Source organism: Bounagaea algeriensis, from assembly GCF_054491375.1.
In genome coordinates, this window is sequence record NZ_CM137102.1 from 2,028,411 (window position 1) to 2,046,597 (window position 18,187).

Annotated in this window: 17 protein-coding genes and 1 riboswitch; of the genes, 10 read left to right on the plus strand and 7 right to left on the minus strand. The window is 71.6% G+C overall.

Features of this window, described 5'->3' with window-relative positions:
* Window positions 1-298 precede the first annotated feature (298 nt).
* Complete coding sequence (locus tag ACVGV2_RS09140; RefSeq protein ID WP_459165617.1) at window positions 299-1,714, plus strand: DUF1727 domain-containing protein; 1,416 nt, start codon at window positions 299-301, stop codon at window positions 1,712-1,714.
* Entirely contained in the window at window positions 1,711-2,427 is a 717-nt protein-coding gene (locus ACVGV2_RS09145; RefSeq protein ID WP_459165618.1) for a type 1 glutamine amidotransferase, read from the plus strand. Before ACVGV2_RS09140 ends, ACVGV2_RS09145 begins: the two co-directional genes overlap by 4 nt.
* A 54-nt stretch (window positions 2,428-2,481) precedes the next feature.
* Here the strand turns inward: ACVGV2_RS09145 and murJ are convergent, their stop codons facing one another.
* Window positions 2,482-4,125, minus strand: coding sequence for a murein biosynthesis integral membrane protein MurJ (murJ, locus tag ACVGV2_RS09150; RefSeq protein ID WP_459165619.1), 1,644 nt, complete (start codon window positions 4,123-4,125; stop codon window positions 2,482-2,484).
* Between the two features lie 100 nt (window positions 4,126-4,225).
* Window positions 4,226-4,690, minus strand: coding sequence for a DoxX family protein (locus ACVGV2_RS09155; RefSeq protein WP_459165620.1), 465 nt, complete (start codon window positions 4,688-4,690; stop codon window positions 4,226-4,228).
* Window positions 4,691-4,864: 174 nt separating this feature from the next.
* On the opposite strand from ACVGV2_RS09155, the gene ACVGV2_RS09160 reads away from it, so the two are divergent.
* Complete coding sequence (locus ACVGV2_RS09160) at window positions 4,865-5,662, plus strand: SAM-dependent methyltransferase (RefSeq protein WP_459165621.1); 798 nt, start codon at window positions 4,865-4,867, stop codon at window positions 5,660-5,662.
* Between the two features lie 52 nt (window positions 5,663-5,714).
* Here ACVGV2_RS09160 and ACVGV2_RS09165 read toward each other — a convergent pair whose 3' ends face one another.
* From ACVGV2_RS09165 to ACVGV2_RS09185, 5 genes are all read right to left on the minus strand, one after another.
* Complete coding sequence (locus ACVGV2_RS09165; RefSeq protein ID WP_459165622.1) at window positions 5,715-6,689, minus strand: aldo/keto reductase; 975 nt, start codon at window positions 6,687-6,689, stop codon at window positions 5,715-5,717.
* A 188-nt stretch (window positions 6,690-6,877) separates the two neighbouring features.
* Window positions 6,878-7,246, minus strand: a complete 369-nt coding sequence (locus ACVGV2_RS09170) for an SAM-dependent methyltransferase (protein ID WP_459165623.1) — start codon at window positions 7,244-7,246, stop codon at window positions 6,878-6,880.
* The gene (locus ACVGV2_RS09175) at window positions 7,186-7,515 is read right to left on the minus strand and encodes an SAM-dependent methyltransferase (RefSeq protein ID WP_459165624.1); all 330 of its coding nucleotides are present in this window, start codon (window positions 7,513-7,515) and stop codon (window positions 7,186-7,188) included. The genes ACVGV2_RS09170 and ACVGV2_RS09175 overlap by 61 nt, the downstream gene beginning before the upstream one ends.
* Before the next feature lie 37 nt (window positions 7,516-7,552).
* The gene (locus ACVGV2_RS09180) at window positions 7,553-8,716 is read right to left on the minus strand and encodes a saccharopine dehydrogenase family protein (protein ID WP_459165625.1); all 1,164 of its coding nucleotides are present in this window, start codon (window positions 8,714-8,716) and stop codon (window positions 7,553-7,555) included.
* Between the two features lie 121 nt (window positions 8,717-8,837).
* The gene (locus ACVGV2_RS09185) at window positions 8,838-9,395 is read right to left on the minus strand and encodes a GNAT family N-acetyltransferase (RefSeq protein WP_459165626.1); all 558 of its coding nucleotides are present in this window, start codon (window positions 9,393-9,395) and stop codon (window positions 8,838-8,840) included.
* A 179-nt stretch (window positions 9,396-9,574) separates the two neighbouring features.
* Window positions 9,575-9,781: riboswitch (cobalamin riboswitch) on the plus strand.
* Between the two features lie 164 nt (window positions 9,782-9,945).
* Here ACVGV2_RS09185 and ACVGV2_RS09190 point away from each other — a divergent pair.
* Genes ACVGV2_RS09190 through ACVGV2_RS09220 form a run of 7 tightly spaced genes read left to right on the plus strand, consistent with a single transcriptional unit; the run spans window position 9,946 to window position 18,120 of the window.
* Window positions 9,946-10,809, plus strand: a complete 864-nt coding sequence (locus tag ACVGV2_RS09190; RefSeq protein ID WP_459165627.1) for a Rossmann-like domain-containing protein — start codon at window positions 9,946-9,948, stop codon at window positions 10,807-10,809.
* Entirely contained in the window at window positions 10,806-11,930 is a 1,125-nt protein-coding gene (locus ACVGV2_RS09195; protein WP_459165628.1) for a PLP-dependent cysteine synthase family protein, read from the plus strand. Before ACVGV2_RS09190 ends, ACVGV2_RS09195 begins: the two co-directional genes overlap by 4 nt.
* A complete protein-coding gene (locus tag ACVGV2_RS09200) occupies window positions 11,927-13,207 on the plus strand; it encodes an MFS transporter (protein ID WP_459165629.1) in 1,281 nt (426 codons plus the stop codon). Before ACVGV2_RS09195 ends, ACVGV2_RS09200 begins: the two co-directional genes overlap by 4 nt.
* A gap of 2 nt (window positions 13,208-13,209) precedes the next feature.
* Complete coding sequence (locus tag ACVGV2_RS09205; RefSeq protein ID WP_459165630.1) at window positions 13,210-14,751, plus strand: ABC transporter substrate-binding protein; 1,542 nt, start codon at window positions 13,210-13,212, stop codon at window positions 14,749-14,751.
* Window positions 14,751-15,695, plus strand: coding sequence for an ABC transporter permease (locus tag ACVGV2_RS09210; RefSeq protein ID WP_459165631.1), 945 nt, complete (start codon window positions 14,751-14,753; stop codon window positions 15,693-15,695). Before ACVGV2_RS09205 ends, ACVGV2_RS09210 begins: the two co-directional genes overlap by 1 nt.
* Complete coding sequence (locus tag ACVGV2_RS09215; RefSeq protein WP_459165632.1) at window positions 15,695-16,507, plus strand: ABC transporter permease subunit; 813 nt, start codon at window positions 15,695-15,697, stop codon at window positions 16,505-16,507. Before ACVGV2_RS09210 ends, ACVGV2_RS09215 begins: the two co-directional genes overlap by 1 nt.
* Entirely contained in the window at window positions 16,504-18,120 is a 1,617-nt protein-coding gene (locus tag ACVGV2_RS09220; RefSeq protein WP_459165633.1) for an ABC transporter ATP-binding protein, read from the plus strand. The genes ACVGV2_RS09215 and ACVGV2_RS09220 overlap by 4 nt, the downstream gene beginning before the upstream one ends.
* The last annotated feature ends 67 nt before the right edge of the window (window positions 18,121-18,187 follow it).

Here is an 18,187-nt window from a genome sequence, read left to right on the forward strand (position 1 = left end):
CCGCGGGGGTGTCCCAGCTCGCGCGCATCCATTCGCCCGGCGCACGCGCCTCATCCGCGATAGCCAACATCGCAATGTGACACTGCTCGCCTGATCCGCCGGAAACCTGCGAAATCCCTGCTCAGGGCATTGTGTCCGGCTTCGCGGTGCATCGTGGCCGCGTGATCGGCGGGCCAGCACGCGCGTGTCGAGCCACACTGACCGCAATGCGACCTCCCGAACGTCCGCGGTGCCTTTCATGTCCCGGCCCGCCGGTCGCAGCAGTGCAATGGGGACGGCTGCCCGAGGGGGACCTCGAATGACAGACCGAGCGCGGGACCGGGCCTCACGCGGCGCACTCGGCACCGGTGCCCGGGGAGAGGCCGCGCGGCAGGACGAGCAGGCCGTGCCGCACCCCGCACCACCCTCCGAACCATCAACACCGGCCCCGTCGAGGCCGCCCGAACAGGCTCCCGAGCACCGCGAATGGCGCGTCGTCCCGGCGCGCCGCCGCACCGACCCGCGCACCGCCCTCGCCGTCCAACTCGGGCGTGCCGCAGCGCTGCTGTCCCGCCTGACCCGTTCCGGCAGCGGTGGCATGATCGGCGGCCGCGTGGCGTTGAGGGTGCAACCCGACCTGCTGCGGCGGTTGAGCCTCGCACGACGCCTGGTCATGATCACCGGAACCAACGGCAAGACCACCACCACGCAGCTCACCGCCGAGGCGCTGCGCTCGCTGGCACCCGCCGTCAGCAACGCCACCGGGGCGAACATGCTCGACGGGCACGTCACCGCCCTGATGAGCAACCGCCGCGCCCCGTTCGCCGCGCTGGAAGTGGACGAACTGCACCTGGCGCGGGTGACCGAGCAGATCGAACCCGCGGTGATCGTGCTGCTCAACCTCAGCCGCGACCAGCTCGACCGCGTCGGCGAGGTCCGCACCGTTGCCGCCAGCCTGCGCCGCGCGCTCGAACGCGTGCCGAGCACGCGGGTCGTCGCCAACCGCGACGATCCGAACATCGTGCTGGCCGTGGCCGAACACGAAGCGGTCACCTGGGTCGCCGCCGGAGTGCACTGGCGCGACGACGCGTGGAACTGCCCCCGCTGCGGCACGTTCCTCGGCGAGCTCGACCGGCAGTGGGAATGCGTGTGCGGACTGCGCCGACCGGAAGCCGACTGGACAGTGACCGACCGCGGCGTCGTCGACCCCAGCGGGACCGAGCACGCCCTCGACCTGCGGCTGCCCGGCTACGTCAACCGCGTCAACGCCACCTTCGCCCTGGCCGCGGGAGCCGAGCTCGGCGGCGGCGAAGACGCCATGCTGGGCCGCATCCGCACCATGCACCAGGCCAGTGGCCGCTACAGCGTCGTGCGGCTGGCCGGTCGTCGCGTGCGGCTGCTGCTGGCGAAGAACCCGGCCAGCTGGCTGGAGATGCTGCACCTCGTCACCGAGAACGACCGGCCGCTGCTGCTGGTGGTCAACAGCAGGGAAGCCGACGGGCACGACGTGTCGTGGCTGTGGGACGTCGACTTCGGCCTGCTGGCCGGCCGAACGGTGTGGGTCAGCGGTGAACGCGCCTACGACGTGGCCGTGCGGTTGCGCTACGCGGGCGTGGCCTGCAGCGTCGCCGACGGACCGCACCAGGCGCTGGCCGCCATGCCCGGTGACGAGCCGGACGTGGTCGCCAACTACACCGCGTTCCGCGATCTGCTCGCGCACAAGGGGGCCGCATGACCGTGCGCATCGCCTTCGTTCTGCCGGACCTGCTCGGCACCTACGGCGACCGGGGCAACGTGCTGGTGCTCACCCAGCGGCTGGCCTGGCGCGGCATCACCGCCGAAACCGTCACCGTGCACTCCTCGGCAGCCGAAGTGCCCGGCCAGTGCGACCTGTACCTGCTCGGCGGGGGAGAGGACGTGGCGCAGGTCGCCGCGGTGCGCGTGCTCACCCGCGGTCCCGGGGTGCGCCACGCCGCCGAGCGCGGGGTGCCGGTGCTCGGCATCTGCGGTGGGTTCCAAGTGCTCGGCACCAGCTTCGTCACCGGCGACGGCATGCGGCACGAAGGTCTCGGCCTCGTCGATGCCAGCACCGAACCCGGCACGCGCCGGTCCATCGGCGAGATCACCACCGACTGCACGCTGCCCGGCGTCGGCACGCTCACCGGTTTCGAAAACCACCTCGGCCGCACGGACCTGGGCCCGGCCGCCCAGCCCCTCGGCAGGCTCACCAGGGGTATCGGCAACGGCGACGGGACGAGCGAAGGCGCGGTGCAGGGGCACGTCGTGTGCACGTACCTGCACGGGCCCGTGCTCGCGCGCAACCCGGCGCTGGCCGATCTGCTGCTGGAATGGGCCCTCGGCGAGCCGCTCGAACCGATCGAAGAGCCAGCGGAGATCGGCGCGCTGCGCCACGAGCGGATGAACCGGCCCGCGCGGCAGCGCAAGTGAACCGGCCCGCAGCGGTCGAACATCGCGGCAGCGCAAGTGAACCGGCCCCCGGCGCTACTGCCCGCCGCGGCCGAGCACCGACCGCACCCGCTGCAGCACCGGCCCCAGCTCCGGCGCCCGCAGCAGCGCGAGCAAACCCAGCGCCACCGCACCGACGACGAGCGTGTGCGTGGCCAGCGACACCCACGCGGTCGGAATCGCCCCGAGGGCCGCGGTAGCCGGTCCCAGTGCGGCCATCACGCCGAGCGAAGCCGCGCAGGCCACCACGGTCACCCCCGTCGTGCGCGCCAGGCTCGGCACGATCCCCGCAGTGCGCATCCCACCCATTCGCCGGCGCAACCACACCTGGCCGAGCACCGCCGAACACAGAAAGCTCACCGACATCGCCGCCGCCGCGCCGATGACCACGTCCTCCGGTGGCAGCAGCACCAGGCACGCCGCGCACAGCCCCGCCCGCACGATCACGCTGACGAGGTTGATCCACGTGGGCGTGCGCGCGTCCTTGAGCGCGTAGAACGCGCGCATCTGCAGCATGGTCACCGCGTACGGGGCGATGCCCAGTGCCGCCGCGGCCAGCGCCATGCCCAGCCGATCGGCTGCGGCCACCCCGCTGGCGCCGAGCGAGAAGAACGCGACGCCGATCGCCGGACCGGCCACGACCATCAGCCCGCTGATCGGCACCAGCAGCAGCGAACTCATCCGCGTGCCCAAGGACAGGTCGGCGACGAACCCGGGCACGTCCCGATTGGCCGCGGCCCGGCTGATCCGCGGCATGAGCGCGGTCAGCAGCGAGACCCCCAGCACCCCGTAGGGCACCTGCGACAGCAGCCACGCGTAGTTGAACGTCGTCACGCTGCCCGGGGTGCCGTGCGCGGCCACGCGGATCACCGCGATCATGCCGAGCTGGCTGACCGCGGTGTAGGCCAGCACCCATCCGCCGAGCGCGCCGAACTCGGCCAGCCGGTGGTCCCAGCCCCAACGCCACCGGTAGCGGAAACCGGTGCGGCGCAGCGCCACCGCCATGATCGAGCACTGCACGGCGATGCCGCTCATCGTGCCCAGCCCGAGCACCAGCAGCTTCGGCTCGCCCATCTGCACCGGGTTCGTCGAGATCGCACCCGGCACGGCCAAGTAGGCCGCCATCGTCAGCAGCAGCATGACGTTGTTGGCCACCGGCGCCCAGGCCGGTGCGGCGAACACACCGCGGGTGTTGAGCACGGCCTGCAGCAGCGCCGACAGACCGTAGAAGACGATGCCCGGCAGCAGCAGGTACGCGAACGCCGTGGTCAGGGCCGAGTTCGCACGGCTGTCGGTGCCCAGGTACAGCTGCGTCAGCGCCGGGGCGAGCAGCACCGCCAGCACGGTCGCCACCAGCAGGACCACCGCAGCCATGGTGATCATCCACTGCGCGTAGGCCTCGCCGGCGCGCTCGCCGTCGCGCTGGGCGCGCACCAGCAGCGGCACGGCGATGCTGGTCAGCACACCGCCGAGCACCAGTTCGTTGACGACGGTCGGCAGGGTGTTGGCGACGGTGTAGGAGTCGTGCACCACGCCGATGCCCAGCACGGTCGCCAGCAGCACCTTCGCGACGAGGCCGCTGACGCGGCTGGTGGCGGTGGCCACCGCCATCGCGCTGCTCGCCCGCGCCAGCGACGGGCCCCGGGAGTGGCTCTCGGCGGTCTCGGCCTGATCGACCACGTTCTTCTCCCGGCGCGCACGGTGGACGGAGCGTCCCGACCTTGCCACGGATCGAGACCGCCCGCTCGTCATCGCGCGGTGTTGAATCGGGCGCGGTCGGCTACGAGTCCGCCCGCGGCGGCCGGCGGCCCGCCGCGTCGGCTCGCACCTGCTCGGCGGCACGCGTGCTGCGGCGGCCGAACAGGCCGTGGTCCAGCGACAACCGGCCCCCGCCGAACCCGAGCGCCAGGGCGGCCACACCGAGGACGAGGACCAGCTCGATCCCGTCCGGCACGAACAGCCCCTGCCCGGCGTGCACGAACAGCGCGGCCCCGGCCATGTCCACCGCCACCGCGATGCCCACCAGCGGCAGCAGCAGGCCGAGGATGAGCAGCACCCCGCCGACCAGCTCCACGAGGGCAGCGAACCAGGCGGACACGGTGGGGAGGGGAACGCCCATCCCGCGGAAGCTCTGCGCAGTGCCCGCGATGCCCCACTCGGCGAACTTCTGCCAGCCGTGCGCGATGAGCACCACGCCGATGCCTATTCGCGCGATCAGAGCGAACAGATCACGAAGGACGCGCATGACCACCTGCTTCTCCTGCGGTTGCTCGGGTGCGGCACCATTCTCGTCGCTCGCGGCGAGTGCGGCAGCGCGCCGCGAGCCGCGATCTGCGGCAGGGATCGGTGCCGGTCGCGTTCTCGCGCCGTGCCGCGCTCGATACGGTGTGTCGGCAACGGTCAAACGTGGGAGGCGTCCGTGTCCGGTTCGTGGGTACCCGACGACATCGACTTCAACCAGCCGAGCCCCGCTCGGATGTACGACTACTACCTCGGCGGTGCGCACAACTTCGAGGTCGACCGGCAGGCCGCCGAACGCGCCATCGCCACCATGCCGTTCACCGAGATCGGCGCGCAGGTCAACCGCGCGTGGCTCGGTCGGGCCGTGCGCTACCTCGTGGCGCGGGGCGTGCGGCAGTTCCTCGACCTCGGCTCCGGGGTGCCGACGGTCGGCAACGTCCACGAGATCGCCCAGCGCGACGAGCCGAGCTGCCGCATCGTCTACGTCGACATCGACCCGGTCGCCACGGCGCACGCTTCCCGGATGCTCGCCGGCAACCCGCTGGCCGGAGTGGTGCGGGCGGACATGTGCGATGTGGGCAGGGTCCTCGACGGCGCTTCGGCCTACCTCGACTGGAACCGGCCGGTGGCGTTGCTGGTCTCGGCCGTGCTGCACTTCGTGCCGGACGAACGCCGCCTCGGCGACGTGCTCGCGCACTACCGGGAGCGCATGGTCGCCGGCAGCTACCTGGCCCTGTCGCACATGAGCCGCTCCGGATTGCCGCCGGAGGAGGTCGAGCAGTTCACCAAGATCTACCAGTCCACTGCCCGGCCGGTGGTGTTGCGCGAACGGGACGAGATCGAACCGCTGCTGACCGGTTTCACGCCGATGGATCCGGGACTGGTGCGCGTGCCGCTGTGGCGCCCCGAGCAGGACTCGGCAGCGGTCGGCGAGGACTTCCCCGGTTTCGCCGTCGTGGCCCGCAAAGACGGTTGACCGCCCGGACCTGCCTCGGGCGCGCAGGCCCGGGCCGTCGGTGCCGGCGGTGTCAGACCACGCCCTCGGGCGCGGCACCTTCGATGGAGACCGCATCGGCGGTCAGCCGTTCGATCTCGGTCAGGTCCTCGGCGCTGAGGTCGATTTCGGCGGCCGCGAGGCTGTTCTCGATGTTGCGGGCGCTGCGCGCACCCACGATCGCCGCGTGCACGCCCTGCTGGGCCAACACCCAGGCGATGGCCAACTGGCTGACGGAGTGGCCGCGGGCGGCGGCGAACTCGGAGAGCCGGTCGACCACCGCGAGGTTGCGCTGCAGGGTCTCGCCCTTGAACGCCGAGGACTGGGCGCGCCAGTCCGAATCCTCGAAGGTGGTGTCGGTGGTCATCCGTCCGGTCAGCAGCCCGCTTGCCAGCGGGCTGTAGACCAGCACGCCGATCTCGTGTTCACGGGTGTAGGGCAGGACCTCCTGCTCGATGCCGCGGCGGAACAGGTGGTACGGCGGTTGCAGCGTCTCCACCGGGCGCGTGCGGTCGAACTCGGCCATCTGCGCGGCGGTGTAGTTGGACACTCCGACGTGGCGGATCTTGCCCTCGTCGACGAGTTCCTGCAGGGCCGCGGCGGTCTCCTCGGCCGGGGTCTGCTCGTCCGGCCAGTGCACCTGGTAGAGGTCGATGTGGTCGAGCTTCAGCGCGCGCAGGCTGGATTCCACACCTTGGCGCAGGAAGGCGCGGCGCGCGTCGCGCGGGCGCTCACCGCCGGGGTTGACCCCGCCCTTGGTGGCGATGGCCAGCTCGTCGCGGTTGCGGTCGAGCTCCTCGCGCAGTGCCTTGGCCAGCACTTCCTCGGACTTGCCGAAGCCGTAGGCCTGGGCGGTGTCGAAGAAGTTGACCCCGAGTTCCCGGGCGTGGCGGATGGCGGTGATCGCGCCTTCTTCGTCGAAGGACCCCCATTCGCCGCCGAGCTGCCAGGTGCCGAAAGCGATCCGGGAGACCTCCAGCCCCGTTTTGCCCAGGGTGATGCTCCGCATGCGTATCTCCTTCGAGGGGTTGATCGATGCAGCACGTCCGTTCTACCACGAGGGTTCCCGCTGGCGCTGCGTTCAACCCGGCGCTCCCGCTCGTCGCGCTGCCGCGTTCGAGAAGCGGAGGGCAGCGGTCAAGACGGCGACGACGAGCGGCGTCGCGAGTGGCATCGTCGCTGCGCGCAGAACGTGGCCTACTTCCACGTTCGTGGGCGGGACAGCATGCCGACGGCGGCGCGGGCGTTGGACCGGGCGGCTTCTGCCTCGCTGATGGGCTGTTCCGGCCGCCACGCGGCGGTGGGAACCACGCCGGGCTCGAGCAACTCGTAGCCCGGCAACAGCGCGGCCACCTGCTCGCGGGTGCGCACCCGCAGCTGTGGCGTGGAGGTTTGAGCGAACACCTCGCGGGCGCCTTCGACATCCGCCGTGGACCTGCTCAGCTGCGCACCGTTGGAGACGGCGAGCGCGCTGCCGCTGGGGCAGGCGTCGCGGTAGTGCGCGATCAGCCCGGCCCCGTCCGGCTCGGGGATGATGTCGAGGATGCCCAGCGCGAGGATCGCCACGGGGCGGGTGAAATCTGGTCCACGCCGTGCTCGGTGGCCAGGGTGTGCACCGCGCGGCCGAGGAAGGCGCGGTTGTGGCGGCAGTAGGCGAGCTGGTCGGGAAAGATCCGTTCCAGTTCGTCGCCGGCTGCGCGGTCGACGGCGAAGTTCGCGTTGCCGCCGAGGTGGTAGTCGTAGATGCGGGCGATGCTGGGTCGGTCGAAGTCCGCCTGCGTCGACTGCGCCTCCTGCTCTGCGCCCGCGTGGCCCGCGGCGTCGTGATCAACCATCGCCGCCAGCGTAGCGCGAGCGCCACCGCTGGGATGTCTAGCCGCCGTCGATGGTGCGGATGGTCAGCCCCGCGGTGCGGAGCCGGTCGAGCAGGGCGGGGCCCATGGCGGTTGCGGTGGTGACTTGTCCCGCGGTGTCCGGGAGGTCGTCGAAGGCCAGGCACAGGGCCGATTCGCCGAGCATCTTCGCGGTTTCGTCGTAGCCGGGGTCGCCGCCGGCGAACTCGGTGCGCACCCGCTGCCCGCCGGCCTCGCCGGTGAAGCGCACGGAAAACCACGATTTCGCGCGGCGCTGCTCGCTCGGGCCGGTGCCGGGGGCGCGGACGTTGCCGAGCGCACGCCGGGCGGGTGGTATCTGGGCGAGCAGCGCGAGGGCGCCGAGACCGGCCGCCCCGGCCGCGAGCACGGGCAACCGTTTGACGGCGGCGTATTGCCGGTAGGTGAAGTCCGGGCCGTACTCGGGCAGCGCTGCCGCCGAGCGCGCCACGATCCGCGGGTCGAGGGTGGGCATCGGTGCCAGCCACGTGCGGCTGTCCCGGTCCCGCCGCGGCGGTCCGAGCGGAGTGCGGATGCGCCGGTGGTCGGGGCGGGGCTCGGTGCGGCGGCGGTGTTTGGCGGCCTCGGCCATCTGGCGCGGTCGGGAGAAGGCGGTCAGCGCCGAGGCGTAGGTGCCGCCGGAGAAGGTCGAGTTGACCCGGACCTGGCCGGTGATGGTGACGGGCTTGTCGGCGGGAAGTTGCCGCACGGTGTGATACGCCCCCAGGTCGTAGGGGATCGAGTCGAACCCGCAGGCGTGCACGATCCGGGCGCCGGTGCGCAGCGCTGCCTGGTGGTGTCGCAGGTACATCCGGTCGACGAACTCCGGTTCGCCGGTCAGGTCGACGTAGTCGGTCCCCGCCGCGGCGCACGCGGCGACCAGTGGCTCGCCGTAGTGCAGGTAGGGCCCCACGGTGGTGATCACCACCCGGGTGGACTCGGCGAGCCGGTGCAGGCTGGCCTGGTCGGTGCTGTCGGCGTGCAGCAAGCTGGGATCGGTCTCGCCGAGCCGCTGCCGCACGGCGGCCAGCTTGTCCTCGTCGCGTCCCGCGAGCGCCCACCGGCAGCCCGGCGGCACCACCTCGGCGAGATACTTCGCGGTGAGCTCACCGACGAACCCGGTCGCGCCGAAAAGCACCACGTCGTAGCTGCGTTCACTCGCCATCCGCTGGAAGCCCTTCCTCGCTGAGTGGTGAATGCTTCGTGTGTTCGTGTGAAGGTCGCACACCGGTGCCGCCCGGCGGGAAACGCCCGGGCGCACGCGGCCGCTCCGGTGGAACCGGGGATCACACCGCCGTGTGCACGGGGATCTCGAAGTGGATGCACGGGCTGTGCGCACCGTTGTGCCGCCCGTCGTGGATTTCGGTGGCCAGGCTGCGCCAGAACGGCTCCGCCCCGTCCACAGCCGGGTTCGTGTGCAGGTAGAGCGTGCTGTACTCGGGAACATCGGCGACGAACTCGCGGGCGAGGTCGACGAGCGCGCGGGCGAGTCCGTTCCTGCGGTGCTCGGGGCGGACGTAGGTGCGGAAGATCTGCGCGGTGTCCCCGGTTCCGTAGCGTGCGGCGATCCACTGCGGGTGCGGAGGGCTTTTCGGGCCGTCCGAGCGCACGGATGCGGTGCCGACCACCTCGTCGCCCAGGGTTGCCACGAACAGGGCGTGGCCGGGTGTGTGGAAGTAGGTCTCCTCGAGAGCGATCACGTCGGCGTGCCACGTGGCGACGTAACCGTGGCCGAGCACGTGGTAGAAGGTGTCGAGCATGAGCGTGCGCGCTCCCTCGACGTCCTCCGGGCGTGCGCGCCGCACGGTGTAGTCGCCGATCGCTCGGCCGTTGCTCTCGGGCATGTCGTGACTCCTCGGACGGTCTCGCAGGGGCCGGTCTCCGCGCACGAGAGTAATGCAACATGATTGCAACAGCGAAGAGGTTGCTGAAAGCGAGTGCCTCCGAGGAAAACGGCTGCTCACACCGGGTTCCGCTGCGATGACAAGCTGCGGTGTGATCGACGCGACTTCGACGAGCGCGACTTGACATCCGGCGGGGCGGCTGCGTACCTCTGGATCGCGTTACTGCGACGGCGTCCAGGAAGCCGGTGCGAATCCGGCACGGTCCCGCCACTGTGAGTGGGGAGTTCCCCTCCAACCACGGCCACTGCCGATAAGATCGGTGGGAAGGCCGGAGGGCGACGAGGATCCACGAGTCAGGACACTGACGCCGCCGCGCCGACTCGCAACGGGGTCGCGGAGCCCCGAAGGAGGTACGCAGGTGCACCACGACTCGCACGCCGCTCGACGGCAGCGTCCCGGCGACCCGCTTGCCGCGGCAGGTTCACACGTCGTGTGAACGACCCCGACCCGCAGGCAATTCCCTCTTCTCGCGGATCGTACGGAGACGACTGTGCTTTCGACCGCTTCGGCCTCGGCCGAACGCAGCGCCACCTCACTGCAGCTGCTGGCAGAACGCGCGCGGAGCGGGTGGTTCGCGCGCGACCACGACGAACTCCCGCACGCGCTCACGTGCTCCGTGGCGTTCCTGACGGTGCAAGGGTCCCAGCACTCCGACAGGCGGAGCAGCTACGTCAACACGGTGCTCAGCATCCGCGTCGGCGACGCCGTGGGCTCCTGCGCCGTGGAACCCGGTGCGTTCGGGGACCGGCAGGTGCAGGAGGTCGTCGGGTGCGGTGTCGACGCCCTGCTGTCGGACGCCGAACCGGCCGTGCAGGTGGCCGCGCTCGACGCCTACCTGGCCTACCTGCACCCGCACGCCCGGCATCCGCAGGCCCGTTCCGTGCGGTTGCCCGCGGGGGACTCGCTGGAGAAGTCGACCGCGCGGGCCGGCGCCGTCGCCGAACTCGTGCGCGTGCCCGCGGGCGGGTGCGTCGCCGTGATCGGAGTGGTGAACTCGCTGCTGGCCGCCCTGCGCGAGCGGAGCGTCGACTACGTCGCTTGCGATCTCAAGGGCGGGCGGACCGAGTGGGACGAGCCGGTGATCCGCTGCCACACCGAAGCGATCGGACGAGCGGATGCCGTCGTGGCCTCCGGGATGGTTCTCGGCAACGGCACATTCGACGAGATCTCCGAGCTGTGCGGCGAACGCGGCATTCCCCTGGCGATGTTCGCCCAGACCGGCAGCGCGGTCCTGCGGGAGCTGCTCGGTTCCCGCGTCGACGCCCTCTCGGCGGAGCCCTACCCCTTCTTCTGGTGCACCGGTGACGCCACCGACATCCACCTCTACGGAAGTGCCGGCGGTGATCGTCCGTGACACTGACCGGGGCAAGTGAGCGGGCCGGCGGTGCGAAGTGCCTCTCGCTGCTGGAACTGATCGGAAACACCCCCGCGGTGCGGGTGGACACACCACTCCCGCGGCAACACCCGGGGTTCTGGGCGAAGCTGGAAGGCCTCGGACCCGGCGGCATGAAGGCCAGAGCAGCATTGTCCATGCTGGACGGAGCGCGGCGCCGGGGCGAGTTGCTGCCCGGAGCACCGGTCGTGGAATCCAGCAGCGGAACCCTGGCCGTGGGGCTGGCCTACGTCTGCGCCGCCCTGGGGCATCCGCTGGTCGTCGTCGCCGATGACGAGCTCGACGGGATGACCCGCGCGCTGCTGCGGGCGCGCGGAGCGCGCGTGGAGATCGTGCGGCATCCCCATCCACGGGGTGGCTGGCAACGGGCGCGGCGGGAGCGCGTCAGCGAACTGCTCGACTCGCTGCCCGGCGCGTACTGGCCGGACCAGTACAACAACCCGGACAACCCGCTCGGATACCGGGAGTTGGGACTGGAACTCGTGGACCAGTTCGACCACGTGGACGCGGTGGTGTGCAGCGTCGGCACCGGCGGGCACAGCGGGGGCATCGCACCGGTGCTGCGCCAGCACCGGCCCGAGGCACGGATCGTGGGTGTGGACTCGCCCGCGTCGACCGTGTTCGGCCAGCCCGCCGGGCACCGGATCATGCGGGGACTGGGCAGCAGCATCCACCCATCCGCGGTCGACTACCAGGCCTTCGACGAGGTCCACTGGGTCGGTGCTGCGCAGGCGGTCGAGGCGTGCCGCCGCCTGGCCGGGGACGCCTTCGTCACCGGCGGCTGGAGCACCGGTGCCACCGCCACGGTCGCCGCCTGGTGCGCCCGCCAGGACGGCGCCCACGAGGTCGTGGCGGTCTTCCCGGACGGCCCGCACCGGTACTGGGACACCATCTACGACGACGATTTCTGCTGTCGCAACGGGTTGCACGGCAACGGTGCTGCGGAACCGGTCGATGTGGACGATCCGGCCGCCGCTGCGGCGCTGGAGTGGAGCAGGTACGAGGCCGTCACCGACCCCTGCCCCCGCAGGAACGGGGCGGCCGAGCGCTGCGACGTGTGCGGAGAGGACGAGAACTCGTGAGAACAAGCGGATTCCGGATGCTCTCGTGGCCGGCGAGACTGCTGGTGGTCAACCAGTTCGGGATCACCCTGGGCTTCTACATGCTGCTGCCCTTCCTGGCCTCCTACATGACCGACGACCTCGGCTACGGCGCCGCTCTGGTCGGTGTGGTGCTCGGTGTGCGGAACCTGAGCCAGCAGGGCATGTTCCTGCTCGGCGGAACGGCCGCCGACCGGTTGGGCTGCCGACCGATGATCATCGCCGGCTGCGCGCTGCGCGTGCTCTCGTTCGGGTTGTTCGGCGTGCTGACCTCCCTGCCGGGGCTGGTCGTCGCCACCGTGCTCACAGGTCTCGCCGGGGCCCTGTTCAACCCCGCCGTGCGGACCTACCTGATGCACGAGGCCGGCGATCGGCGCGCCGAGGCCTTCGCGGTGTTCAACGTCTTCGGCCACGCCGGAACCTTCGTGGGGCCCCTGCTCGGGGCCGCGCTGCTGGCGACCGATTTCCGGGTCGTCGCGCTCATCGCATGCGCGGTGTTCGCCGTCCTGACGGTCCTGCAGTTGTTCGTCCTGCCGGCTCGACCGATCGAAGCGCAGCACACGAGCGTGCTCGGCAGCTGGCGCGAGGTGTTGGCCAACCGGCGCTTCCTCGTGTTCACCCTGGCGCTCTCGGCCTACTTCGGCCTGTACAACCAGCTCTACCTCGCCCTGCCGCTGGAGGCGCAGCGCGTGTCCGGCTTCGCCGGTGCGACCGCCGCCGTGTTCGCCGTGTCCACTGTGATCGGCGTGTTCGGACAGGTGCGCATCACCAACTGGTGCCGCCGGAGGTTCAGCGCCGGCCGTTCCGTGGTGCTGGGACTGGCCGCCATGGCGCTGTCGTTCGTACCGCTGATGCTGAGCAGTCCGCTGCTTCCCACCCAGCAGCCCGCCGAACCCGGGGTCGCCACCGTGCTGGCATGTCTTCCCCTGCTGCTGGCGACGGTCGTCTTCACGGTCGGGATGGCCGTCACCAACCCCTTCGCGATGGAGCTGCTCCCGATCGTGGGCAGCGAGCGCCTGGCGGGCACGTACTACGGCTTCTACTACCTCGTCTCCAGCCTGATCGCTGCCGGAGTCAGCTGGGTGACCGGAACGCTGCTGGACAGCACCAGCGGCTCGCCCCTGGGGTGGATGCCCTGGGCAGCGCTGCTGGTGGCAGGGCTGGCCGGCTCGGCGGGTGCCGCGGTCATGCACCGTCGCGGCCTGCTCGCCGCCGGCGAGCCGGAACAGTCCCGCGTACCGACCGGAAGGAGCACGTGATCATGGCCGCACTCGGCACTGGCACGCGGTGGGGACGACGCCGCCTGCTGACCACGGCGTTGGGTGCCGCCGCGGCCGTTCCGCTCGCGAGCTGCGGCTTCGGCGGGGCCCGCGGCGACGGGCAGCGCATCCGCGCCGGTTTCCCCACCGCCGGGGCCACGGAGTCACTCGATCCGCACGTCAGCTCGATGTTCGTCGAGCAAGCTCGCGCGAAGGCCCTGTTCGACGGGCTCGCCGGCTACGACGACCACATGCGCGTCGTACCGCGGCTCGCCGAATCGTGGGAGCCGGATGCCACCGGATCCCGCTGGCGGATCCGGCTGCGCCGCGCCCGTTTCCACGACGGCCGGCCGGTCACGGCCGCCGACGTGCTCTACAGCTATCGGCGCATCGCCGAACCCGCCACCGGCTCACCGGCCCGCTCGAGCTTCCTCGCCGTGGACTTCGCCGCCAGTCGAGCACTCTCGCAGCGCGATCTCGAACTGGTGCTGCACGCGCCGAACTTCGAGTTCCCCGCGGCGTGGGGCGGGCCGGCGACGGAGATCGTGCCGGAAGGCACCACCGACTTCTCCGCGCCGGTCGGTTGCGGCCCGTTCCGCTTCCGCTCCTTCGAGCCGAACTCCTCGGCGGTGTTCAGCGCCTTCGCGGAGCACTGGGCGGGCCCTCCCGAAACGGCCGAGCTGGAGTTCGTCTCCCTCGACGAGGAAAGCGCCCGCGTCAACGCCCTGATGTCCGGTCAGATCCACTACGCTCCCGACGTCGCGGCGAACTCGGCGACGTTGCTGAAACGGGACCAGCGCACCGAGGTGCTCGCCTCACCCGCAGCGTCGATGCAAGCCGTGGCGCTGAAGGTCGACCGACCGCCGTTCTCCGACCCCCGCGTCATGCGGGCGGTCCAGCTGGGGGTGGACCGCCGGAAGCTGGTCGACACCGCCCTGAGCGGGCAGGGCGAGGTGGGCGAGGACCTGTTCGGCAGGGGTTTGCAGTACTACCCCGAGAACCTCCCGCAGCGTTCCCACGACCCCGAGCGCGCGCGGCAGCTGCTGCGCGCAGCCGGAGCTCGACGTCCGGCCTTCCCGCTCGACACGAGCACGGCCGACCCGTACTTCCAACGCGCGGCTACGCTGATCTCCCAGCAGCTCGGCGAAATCGGCGCCGAGGTCACTCCCCGGCAACGGTCCTCGGAGACGTACTACTCCGAGATCACCGAACACGGCGTGGCCGCGCACGTCCGGACGGCCACGTTGCCGATCGTGACGTACTTGACGGACCGCGTGCTCAGCGGTGGAACGGAGAGCAGCTACACCGGGTACGCCTCCCCGGAGTTCGACGCGGTGTTCCGGCGCGCCCTGCGCACGGCCGATGACGACGAACGCGCCCGCCTGCTGGGGCAGGCCCAGCAGCGGGCGCGCGACGACAGCGGCATGCTGGTGTGGGGGTTCAGCAACTACAACGTCGGCATCGCCGGCGCGCTGGACGGGATGCGCGCCGCACCACCGAACTCCCTGGACTGGGCTCGCTTCGACCGGGCGCGCCTGACCTGATGTCCGGTTACGTGGCCGGACGTCTGCTCACCGCCGGTGCGCAGGCGGTCGCGGTGCTGGTGGTGGTCTTCGCGCTGACGTCGCTGCTTCCCGGGGACACCGCGGTGGTGATCCTCGACGAGCACGCCGACGCGGAGCAGGTGGCCGCGCTGCGCGAACAGCTCGGCCTGGATCGCCCGGTGCCCGTGCGGTTCCTGCACTGGATCGGCGGGCTCGTGCACGGTGATCTCGGGACCTCGCTGTTGACGGGCACGCCGGTGGCCGAGCAGCTCGCCCGCGACGTGGCCACGACGGCGCTGCTGACGGTCCTGACGCTGGCGGTCGTGCTCCCGCTGGCACTGGCCATCGGAATCCTCAGTGGACTGCGCGAGGGATCGCGCACGGACCGCGCGTTGAACACGGCAACCGTGTTGCTGAACTCGGTGCCGGAGTTCGCGCTCGGGCTCGTGCTGGTCGGCCTGCTGGGGGTGCAGTGGGGGTGGTTGCCCGCGACGGCGGCCGGCATGTCCGGGTGGTCGTTGCTCTCCGATCCCGCCGTGCTGGTGCTGCCGGTGGCGGTTCTGGCGGGCAAACACCTCTGCGCGCTGTCGCGTCAGGTGCGCATCGGTGTCGCCGAGTGCTCCCGCGCCGAATACGCGGTTCACGCGCGCCTGCTCGGTCTTCCCGAGCGGGCCGTGGTGACCCGCCACGTCCTGCCGAACGCGCTCGGTCCCGCCGTGCAGCAGCTCGCCCGCGCCGTGGACGGTCTGCTCGGCGGTGTGGTCGTCGTGGAGGCGCTGTTCGCCCTTCCGGGCATGGGCTCCGGTTTCCTCGACGCCGTCCAGGCGCGCGACCTGCCCGTCGTGCAGGGATACGCCCTGGTTTTCGCACTGACCACCGTGCTCGTCAACCTGCTGGCTGATCTCGCCGCGCACCGGCTGGTACCGCAACGGGAGGTGTTGTAGTGCGCCGCCCGCCGCTGCCCGGAGTCGCCGGAACGCTCGGTTGGCTCCTGCTGGCGGTGCCGCTGCTGGCGGCATCGGTGGGACCGCTGGTGGCCGGCTCGGCCGGTTCCTCCTCGGCCCCGGTGCTGCCACCGACCGCCGGGCACCCGCTCGGCACGGACGTCCTCGGACGCGATGTGCTCGCCCTGGCGCTGACCGGCGGGACGTCGGTCGTGGTTCTCGCGGGAGCCGCCCTGCTGCTGGCCTACGCCGTCGGGATGCCGCTGGCGCTGGCCCTGGTGGGGCAGCAGCGACGATGGTTCGACGAGACCGTGCTGCGGTTGCTGGACCTGCTGCTCGCGCTGCCCGGCCTGCTGGTGCTGCTGGTGCTGGCCGCCACCGGAGCGAGCGGAGCGTTCACCGTCGTGGTGGCCGTGGCCGCGTTGCAATTTCCGGGGGTGGTGCGGTTGGTGCGCAGCGCCGCGCTCGCGCCGGGATGCCGCACGGCGGTCGAAGCCATGAGCATGCAGGGCGAACCGTGGTGGCGTGTCCACATCGGATACGTCGGGCGGTCGGTGCTCGGGCCGGTCGCGATGGACGCGGGCAGCCGCCTGAGCCTGGTGCTGTACCTGATCGCATCGGCGAACTTCCTCGGGGTGGGGCTGACATCCGGCGCCAGTGACTGGGCGGTGCTCGTCGAACGCAACCGGGAAGCGCTGTTCCTGCAACCGCTGGCGGTCCTGGTCCCGGCGATGCTGCTGGTGTCGCTGTGCACGGGTCTCAACCTCGTCGTCGACCGCGTCCTGGCGAACAGGGAGGTGGTGCCGGCTTGAACGCGCCGATACTCGCAGCACGCGGCCTCAGCGCAAGTGCCGGGCAGCAGCGGCTCGTCGACGGCGTCGACCTCGACGTGCCCGAGGGACGTGTCATCGCCGTGCTCGGCGAGTCGGGCAGCGGCAAGACCACTCTCGGGCTGGCCGTGCAGGGCGAGCAGCGCCCTGGTGTCGAGCTCACCGGAAGCGCTCGGCTGCGCGGCAGCGACCTGCTCGGCTTCGCCCCGCCGCAGCGTCGCCGAGCCCGTGCGGGGACCATCGGCTACCTGCCGCAGCATCCCGCTGCCGTGCTCAACCCGGCTCGTCGGATCGGGAAGGTGCTCGGGGAGTTGGCGGCCCTGCGCCACGGCGGGCGCTCGGCCCGCCGGGAGGCGATCCAGGAGGCGCTCCGGGCGGTGCGACTGCCGACCGGTGAGTGGTTGCTGCGCCGCTACCCGCACCAACTGTCCGGCGGTCAGCAACAGCGGGCGGCGCTCGCGCAGGTGCTGATCACCCGTCCCGAGGTCATCGTTCTCGACGAGCCCACCACCGGGCTGGACACGACGACGCAGGCCGAAACGACCGGCACGCTGTCCGATCTGGCCAGGGACGGCACCGCACTGGTGGTGCTCACCCACGACCTGGGGCTCGCGCGGGAACTGGCGCACGAGGTGCTGGTGCTGCAGCAGGGCCGCGTGGTCGAACGCGGTGCGGCGACGAGTCTGCTGCACGATCCGGATCAGGAGCACAGCCGCGCTCTGCTGACCGCCGAACCGCGGTTGCCGGAAGTGCCCGCAGTGGACGGTTGGCGGGATGGCGAGGTGGCGTCCCGGGAGGAACCTCCGGTGCTCGCGGCGGAGGGACTCGGGAAGACGGCCCGGGGCGGCATCCGGGTGCTGGCGGACATCGACCTGTCCGTGCCGCGCGGGCGACACGTCGCCATCGCGGGGCCTTCAGGTGCGGGCAAGACCACGCTGGGCCGGTGTCTGGCGGGACTGACCTCCGCGGACGCCGGGTACGTCCGGCTGGACGGCGTCGCGTTGCCCGCCGGATTGCGGCGTCGCACCCTGCAGCAGCGGCGGCAGGTCCAGTACGTCCACCAGGACGCGCGTTCGTCCTTCGACGAATACCGCTCGGTGGTCGAGCAAGTGGCCAGAACGGCGCGTCTGCTGTTGCGGTCCTGCCCGGACGACGCCCACCGGGCAGCGGTCGGGATGCTCGCCTCGCTGGGACTGCACGCGGAGCACGTCGTGCGGCGGCCGGCGGAACTGTCCGGCGGGCAGCTGCAGCGCGCCGCCCTGGCCCGGTCGCTGCTGGCGCGCCCGGCCGTTCTGGTCTGCGACGAGATCACCGCGTCGCTCGACGCGGTCACCCGCGCCGACCTTCTCGACGTCCTCGCGCGGACGGCCGCCACCACCGGCACGAGCCTGGTGGTGATCAGCCACGACTTCGCGGTGCTGTCGAACATCGCCGAGGACGTGCACGTCCTCGACGGTGGCAGGTGCGTCGAAACCGCCGCGCTGGGACGTCTGCTGACGCGGCCGGAAACACCGGTGGCGGCGAAGCTGGTCGCAGCGGCCCGGGCGGGCTCGCGGACGGGACGAGCGGAGAATTCGCGGACTGCTGGCAGGTAGGGCGCCGGTGCTCGCCCCCGTTGGACGCGTCACGGCCGCTGGGAGACCGAGGTTGTTCCGGCCCGTC